At 71.7% G+C, this 6,755-nt stretch carries 8 protein-coding genes; 4 read left to right on the top strand and 4 right to left on the bottom strand.

Annotated elements, in window-relative coordinates; translation table 11 throughout:
- The coding region (locus VR44_RS31450; RefSeq protein WP_045951025.1) for a hypothetical protein at window positions 1-796 on the bottom strand (796 nt) is incomplete at its 3' end.
- Between the two features lie 76 nt (window positions 797-872).
- On the opposite strand from VR44_RS31450, the gene VR44_RS47810 reads away from it, so the two are divergent.
- Window positions 873-1,133, top strand: coding sequence for a family 1 glycosylhydrolase (locus tag VR44_RS47810; RefSeq protein ID WP_107072572.1), 261 nt, complete (start codon window positions 873-875; stop codon window positions 1,131-1,133).
- A 32-nt stretch (window positions 1,134-1,165) separates the two neighbouring features.
- On the opposite strand, the gene VR44_RS31445 is transcribed toward VR44_RS47810, so the two are convergent.
- Together VR44_RS31445 and VR44_RS31440 are read right to left on the bottom strand one after the other, a co-directional pair.
- Complete coding sequence (locus VR44_RS31445; protein WP_045951024.1) at window positions 1,166-1,813, bottom strand: CatB-related O-acetyltransferase; 648 nt, start codon at window positions 1,811-1,813, stop codon at window positions 1,166-1,168.
- Window positions 1,814-1,884: 71 nt separating this feature from the next.
- On the bottom strand, window positions 1,885-3,357 hold the full coding sequence (locus VR44_RS31440; protein ID WP_045951023.1) for a DHA2 family efflux MFS transporter permease subunit: 1,473 nt from the start codon (window positions 3,355-3,357) through the stop codon (window positions 1,885-1,887).
- 161 nt (window positions 3,358-3,518) lie between these two features.
- Here VR44_RS31440 and VR44_RS31435 point away from each other — a divergent pair, with 161 nt between their 5' ends.
- Together VR44_RS31435 and VR44_RS31430 are read left to right on the top strand one after the other, a co-directional pair.
- Window positions 3,519-4,082 (top strand): TetR/AcrR family transcriptional regulator, encoded by a 564-nt coding sequence (locus VR44_RS31435; RefSeq protein ID WP_045951022.1) that lies wholly within the window; start codon window positions 3,519-3,521, stop codon window positions 4,080-4,082.
- Window positions 4,083-4,144: 62 nt separating this feature from the next.
- Complete coding sequence (locus VR44_RS31430) at window positions 4,145-4,942, top strand: maleylpyruvate isomerase family mycothiol-dependent enzyme (RefSeq protein WP_045951021.1); 798 nt, start codon at window positions 4,145-4,147, stop codon at window positions 4,940-4,942.
- Between the two features lie 57 nt (window positions 4,943-4,999).
- On the opposite strand, the gene VR44_RS31425 is transcribed toward VR44_RS31430, so the two are convergent.
- Window positions 5,000-5,950, bottom strand: a complete 951-nt coding sequence (locus tag VR44_RS31425) for a LysR family transcriptional regulator (RefSeq protein ID WP_045951020.1) — start codon at window positions 5,948-5,950, stop codon at window positions 5,000-5,002.
- Window positions 5,951-6,021: 71 nt separating this feature from the next.
- Here VR44_RS31425 and VR44_RS31420 point away from each other — a divergent pair.
- On the top strand, window positions 6,022-6,755 hold a 734-nt coding region (locus VR44_RS31420; protein WP_045951019.1), incomplete at its 3' end, for an SDR family oxidoreductase.

Below are 6,755 nucleotides of genomic sequence, written 5' to 3'. Positions count from 1 at the left end.
GAAAGCCCCTGTACTGGTACCGGTAGGGTCCGGCCCCGGCGCCCAGGTCCTCGAACTCGATGCCCTGGGCGTGATGGACCAGCCGCAGGCGGGAATGGAGCTCCACGGCCGGAGACCGCTTCATACCGTCGTCCGCGTCCACCTTCGCCTGCGCTTCCCCCGCCATCGCCGCGTACCGGGACACGCCGTAGAACAGGCTCAAGGTCAGCATCCCCAGGAGCAACGCCCCGGCCACGAGCCACAGCCGGTCGGCGTCACGCACCCGAGCGCTCCGCCGCCCCGGATCGTGCTGCCCGAGGCGCACCTGGATGGCGAAGAAGGCCAGAGTGACCCCCAGGGCCACGACGAGGGGCGGCAGCAGCAAGCGCGGCCAGCTCGCGGGGAGGAAGGTGAGCAGGTCGTCCCGGAAGAACACGGGGTAGCCCCCGACGATCCCCAGGAGCAGCCCCACCGCCAGCAGCGAGCGGTACGCCGTGCGGCGCCGCCGCTCGTTCTCCGGGCGGGCCAGGGCGTGCCCGAGCCGGCCGAGCGCGAGCAGCGCGATGAGCCCGCAGACGAGCAGCACCCAGACGGGGAAGAAGAGGGCCTGCGGGCTGCGCGCGAGGACGCCCTGAATGGAGAGGGGCAGGTCGCTGAGGGGGACGCCGAACGAGCGGTAGTAGGCCTCGTTGTACTGGTTGCCGAAGTAGTACAGCAGCCCGAGGACGACGGTCCCGGGCGCCGCGACGTACGCCGCCTTGTCCAGGAACGACCTCTTGGGAGGGGCCGCCGGCCTCCGCCGCGCCGTCACGGGCATGCGCCCAGTCTGTCCGCCCACCCCGGACCCCGCACGCCAGGGCGGTCCGCCCGGCTGACACGCGCTCCACGCCGAACTGCCCGGCAAGAAGTTCCTCGTCGCCGAAATAGGCCTCGGCAGCGAGGGCGACGCACAGCGCGCCGCCTACCTGTCCGACGCCCTGGGACAGGTCCACCAGGCCATCGCAGGCGGGATGGACATCACCGGCGTACACCTGTGGACCGGCATCGACAACTACGAATGGCTCGACGGCCACACCGTTCCCTTCGGGCTGTTCGACCGAGACCGGGCCCCGAAGCCGAGCGCACACCTCCTCCGGTCCTTCGTCCGCCCCTGACAGCCCCGGCCTCCGCCGAAGCCGAGGTTCGGTCAAGGGGCCGCGTTCTCCAGGTCGTCGATGCTGCCGGACATGATCGTGCGGATGTGTTCGGTGATGTGCTGGAGCGGCCAGTCCCACCACGCCACGGCGAGGAGCCGGGCGACGTCCGTGGCCTCGTAGCGGGTGCGGATGAGCCGGGCGGGGTTGCCGCCGACGATGCCGTAGTCGGGGACGTCGCCGGTGACCACCGCACCGGCGGCGATGATCGCGCCGTGCCCAATGCGTACGCCCGGCATGACCGTGGCGCCGTGACCGAACCACACGTCGTTGCCGACGACGGTGTCGCCCCGGCCGGGCAGGCCGGTGATCAGGTCGAAGTGCTCCGCCCAGGAGCCCCCCATGGTCGGGAACGGGAAGGTGGAAGGACCGTCCATGCGGTGGTTGGCGCCGTTCATGATGAACCGGGTGCCCGTCCCCAGCGCGCAGTACTTGCCGATGACGAGCCGCTCGGGCCCGTAGTGGTACAGGACGTTGCGCGTCTCGAACGCGGTCGGATCGTCCGGATCGTCGTAGTAGGTGAAGTCACCGACCTCGATCAGCGGCGACTTCAGCAGCGGCTTGAGCAGGACGACGCGCGGGTGCTCGGGCATCGGGTGGAGCACGGTGGGGTCAGCGGGGCCGGCGGGAACGGGTGGCATCGTGGCGGCGTTTCCTCTTCAGTGGGGTGTGGACCGGATACGGCAGAAACGGACGATGGGATGATCCTGGCCTAACGCGGGCTGTTCGCGGACGCTTCGTCCGAGGTGGTGGCCGGACGTGGAGCGGTGGCCGCTTGCGGGGCCGTGGAGCCTTCCGCGGCCTTGGACCTCGTGAGCCACAGACCGGTGAACACGGCGGCGGCCAGGGTGACGGCGCCGGCTGCGAGGAAGGCGTTGTCGAGGCCGGTCTCGAAGGAGGCGCCGTCGGCCTGCCGGGTGCGGACGACGGCTCCGAGCACCGCCACGCCGAGCACCGCGCCGATCTGGCGGGTGGTGCTGCTGATGCCCGAGGCGAGGCCGCCTTCCTGCGCGCTGACCGCCTGGATGGCGGCTCCCGTCAGCGGGGACATGGTCAGGGCGAAGCCGGTGCCGACGGTCGCCAGCCGCCACCACACGTTCCCGTAGCCGGTGTCCGCGTGCACCATGCCGAGCGCCAGCAGTCCCAGGCCGGCCAGGGCCAGGCCGGTGGTCACCACGACGCGGTAGCCGTACCGGGCGGCGAGCCGGCCCGCGTACGGGCTGACGACCACCATGGCGAGGGACAACGGCAGGGTCCGCAGTCCGGCGCCCAGCACCGAACTGCCCTGCACGTACACGAAGAACTGGGAGAAGAAGAACGACGAGCCCATGAGGGCGAACCCGACCACGACCATGGCGGTGTTGGACACGGTGAACAGCCGCTGCCGGAACAGCCGCAGCGGCAGCATCGGCGCGGAGCGGCGCGCTTCGACGGCCACGAAGGCGGCGAGGAGGATCAGCGCTGCGGTGAAGCTGCCCAGGATCGGCGGCGAGGTCCAGCCGCGGGCACCGCCCTCGATCAGCCCGTAGGTCATCGTCCCCACACCCAGCACGGACAGCACCGTCCCCGGGACGTCGATCGCGGGGGCGCCGGGATTGCGGGTCTCCTCGAGGCTGCGCAGACCGGCCAGCAGGAGGACCACGCCGATGGGCAGATTGACCAGGAAGATGGCCGGCCAGCCGAAAGCGTCCGTCAGCGCACCGCCGGCCACGGGTCCCGCGGCCAGGCCGATCCCGCTGAGTCCGGCCCACAGCCCGATCGCCTTGACGCGTTCCCGCGGCACCGGATAGGCGGCGGCGAGCAGCGCCAGCGAGGCCGGGCTCAGCGCGGCGGCCCCGATGCCCTGCAACACCCGGCCGGTGACCAGCCATCCGAGTGAGGGCGCGAGGCTGCACAGCACCGACGCGGCGGTGAACACCGCCACGCCCGTCAGGTACACCCGCTTGCGGCCGAACCGGTCGGCGAAGACACCGCCGGACAGCAGCAGCATGGCGACCAGCAGCACGTACGCGTCGACGATCCATTGCAGACCGGTCAGCTGGGTGTGCAGCCGGCCCTGCATATCGGGCAGCGCGGCGCCGACGATCGTGTTGTCGAGCAGGACCATGAACTGGCCCAGGCAGGTCACCGTGAGCAGCACGGCCCGGTGTGAACGACTGCCCACGGCCGCAGGTGAAGCCGTCATGGGGGATTCCTCTCGATCGTTGGTCGTGCCCCGTCCTGCCCGGCCGTGGCCGGCGGGCCGGTGGCGCACCCGAGCGCTTTAAAGCAGTCAGCGACTGCGTTAGGCGACTGTAGGGGGGTGTCACTCGTAAACGCAAGTGCTGGCTGCGTTAAGGTGGGGGTATGAACGAGAAGGAGCGGGCCCGGCGGCCCGGCGGGCGCAGCGCCCGTGTCGCTGCGCAGGTGCACCAGGCCGTCACCGAGCTGATCAGCGAGCGCGGCTACGGCAATTTCACCGTCGGCGAGGTGGCGGCCCGCGCGGGGGTGGCCGACAGCAGCATCTACCGCCGGTGGGGCAGCCTGGAGACCCTGCTCAGCGAGGTGGCGCTCACCCGCCTCAACACGCAGTCACCGATGCCCGACACCGGGACCCTGTCCGGCGACCTGCGCACGTACGCGGCCCAGGTGGCCCGCGAGATCACCGGACCCGACGGCCCGGCGGTGCTGCACCTGGCCATCGCCCTGTCCAGCAGCGGGGAGCGGGGCCGGCAGGCGGGCGAGAGCCTCCGCGCCGAACGCACCCGGCAACTGCAGGGCATGCTCGATCGCGCCCGCGACCGTGGCGAGCCGGCACTCGACGCGTTCGACGTGCTGGACCACATCCTGGCCCCGATGTACATCCGCGTCCTGTTCGGCACGGAGCTCACCCCGGAGTACGTCGACGGCCTGGTCGACCGAATGCTGTGACGGGCGGTGAAAATCGCTGTCCGATTGCCGGAACGCGGTGATAGAGATCCAGCGTGACGACGATGACACTCGAATTCCCCGTTCTGCTGCGACTGATCGACGAACGGTCGGCTGCCTTCCGCGCCGCGGTCGCCTCCGCGCCCGGCCTCGACGTGCAGGTGCCGACCTGCCCCGAGTGGACGCTGTTCGATCTGGCGCAGCACATCGGTGAGGGACGCCGCGACTGGGCTGCCACCGTCGCCGCGGGGCCTGCTCCGGCCAAGTCGGCGGCGGAGGCCGCCCCGGCCGCGCCTCGGGAGCGCGAGGCCCTGCTGGCCTGGCTGGCGGAGTCCACGGACCAGCTGCTGGACGCATTGCGGAAGGCCGGCCCGGACCGCGGTTGCTGGGCGTGGTGGGAGACGTTGCAGTCGCCCCATACCGCCGCTGCCGTAGCCAGGCACCAGCTCCAGCAGATGGCGGTGCACACGTACGACGCCCAGATCACCGTAGGTGCCCCGCAACCGCTGCCGGACGAGGTGGCGCTCGACGGTGTCGAGGAGTTCCTGTCCACCTGCGTCGCCACGACAAGTGCGTGGCCGCACCAGCCCGCCGCCATCGACTTCCACGCCTCCGAGGGCCGCTCCTGGCGCCTCTCGCTCTCCGCCGACGGCGCACGGAGCACCCGCCTCCCCGGGCCCGGCGGCACGCCGGCCACCGCAGCCGGCCAGGCCCCGGACCCGGCCGTCGCCTTCTTCTCCATGGAGGGCACGGCCGGCGAGCTGGTCCTCAGCCTGTACGACCGTATCCCGGTCGACTCCCTGAAGACCGAGGGCGACCGACGTGTCTTCGAGCAGCTCAGCGCCTGGGACCCGGAGGAATAGCAGGCCGGTCCAACCGAGCGCCCACGTGACGCAGTCCGCGGGCAGCAGGTCGGAAGGTCAGTGGGCCAGTGAGGCCAAGTGGTCGGGGTGGTGGGCGGCGACCTCGTGCGCGGCTCGGACGAAGGCGGCGACGGCCGGGGACCTGGAGGTCTCCGGCCAGGCGACCACCACCTCACTGGGGCTGAGGCCGGTGACCGGCCGGTACGCGATGTCCGGGCGCTGGTGCCGCTCGGTGGTGGAGAGCGCCAGGAACGCCACCGCCTGGCCCAGCGCGACCACCTCCAGGAGTTGCTCGACGCCGGCCACGAGCGGCCCCTCAGGAGCGTCAGCCGCCGGAGCCGGTCCCGTGGGGCCCCCGCCCGCTTCCGCTCCGTCGCATCCCGTGTAGTAGGCGGTGTGGGAGGGGGCGGCCCCCTTCCAGCGCGGGATCGGTTCGCCCTGGAGGTCGGCCAGCCGCAGCCGCCGGCGTCCGGCCAGCGGGTGCCCGGCGGGCAGGACGGCCAGGCGCGGCTCGATCACGAGCGTCTGGGAATCCAGCCCTTGACCGTCGAACGGGCTGCGCAGCAGCGCCACGTCGGCACGGCCGTCCCGCAGCATGGCGATCGGCTCTCCGCTGCCGCCGACGAGGACTTCGGGCGGCGGCAGACGGGTACCCGATTCCCGGTAGGCGGCGAGGATCTCCCGCAACAGCCCGGCATCGCCTCCCGGTTTGACCGCCACGACGAGCTGGGGCGCCGGCTGACCGGCCCGGCGGGTACGCCGGGCCGCCGCGTGCACCGCGTCGACCGCGATCCGGGCCTGGCCGAGCAGCACCTGACCGGCGTCGGTCAGCCGTACCTGCCGGGTGGTGCGCTCCAGCAGGCGTACCCCGAGCCGGGACTCCATCTGAGCGATCGCCTTCGACAGCGGGGGCTGCGCCATCCCCAGGCGTTGCGCGGCCCGGCTGAAGTTCAGTTCCTCGGCGACCGCGATGAAGTACCTCAGCTCCCGCACCTCTAGCTCACTCATATCCGTGGACTATAGATCCAGAGCCATCCGGTCTTTCCCTCCCGCCCCTGGTCGAGGGGAGGCTGGGTGTCATGACGACTTCACAGAAGACCGCTCTGATCACCGGCGCGAACAAGGGCATCGGCAAGGAAACGGCGCGCAGGCTCGCGGCCCTCGGCATCACCGTGCTGATCGGCGCCCGCAACGCCGAGCGCGGCGAGGCGGCGGCCGAGGAGCTCCGCGCCGACGGCGCCGACGTACGGTTCGTTCCGCTGGACGTCACCGACGAGAACTCCGTCCGGGCCGCCGCCCGGCACATCGACGACACGTTCGGCCGCCTCGACATCCTCGTCAACAACGCCGCGATCGCCACCGGACAGCAGAAGCCGAGTGAGACCCCGGCCGCCACCGTCCGGGAGGTCTACGAGACCAACGTGTTCGGCGCCATCGCGGTGACCCACGCCATGCTCCCCCTGCTCCGCCGGTCCGCCGCCGCACGCATCGTCAACATGTCCAGCGAACTCGGCTCCCTCACCCACCTGGCCGACCCGGACAGCCCGTGGTCCGCCTACACCTCGACCCTCCTCCCGTACTCCACCTCGAAGAGCGCACTGAACGCGGTCACCGTGCTTTACGCCAATGAACTGCGCGCGGAAGGGATCCTGGTCAACGCGGTGAGTCCCGGCTACTGCGCGACCGACCTCAACCGCCACAGCGGTCCTCGCACGGCGCAGGAGGGCGCGGCCGTGGCGGTCGCCCTGGCGACGGCGGGCGAGGACGGCCCGACGGGCACCCTTCGGTCCGAGGACGGGCCGATTCCCTGGGG

Source organism: Streptomyces katrae (assembly GCF_000966975.1).
Lineage (GTDB): Bacteria > Actinomycetota > Actinomycetes > Streptomycetales > Streptomycetaceae > Streptomyces > Streptomyces katrae.
This window is presented reverse-complemented; position numbering and strand designations above follow the sequence as displayed.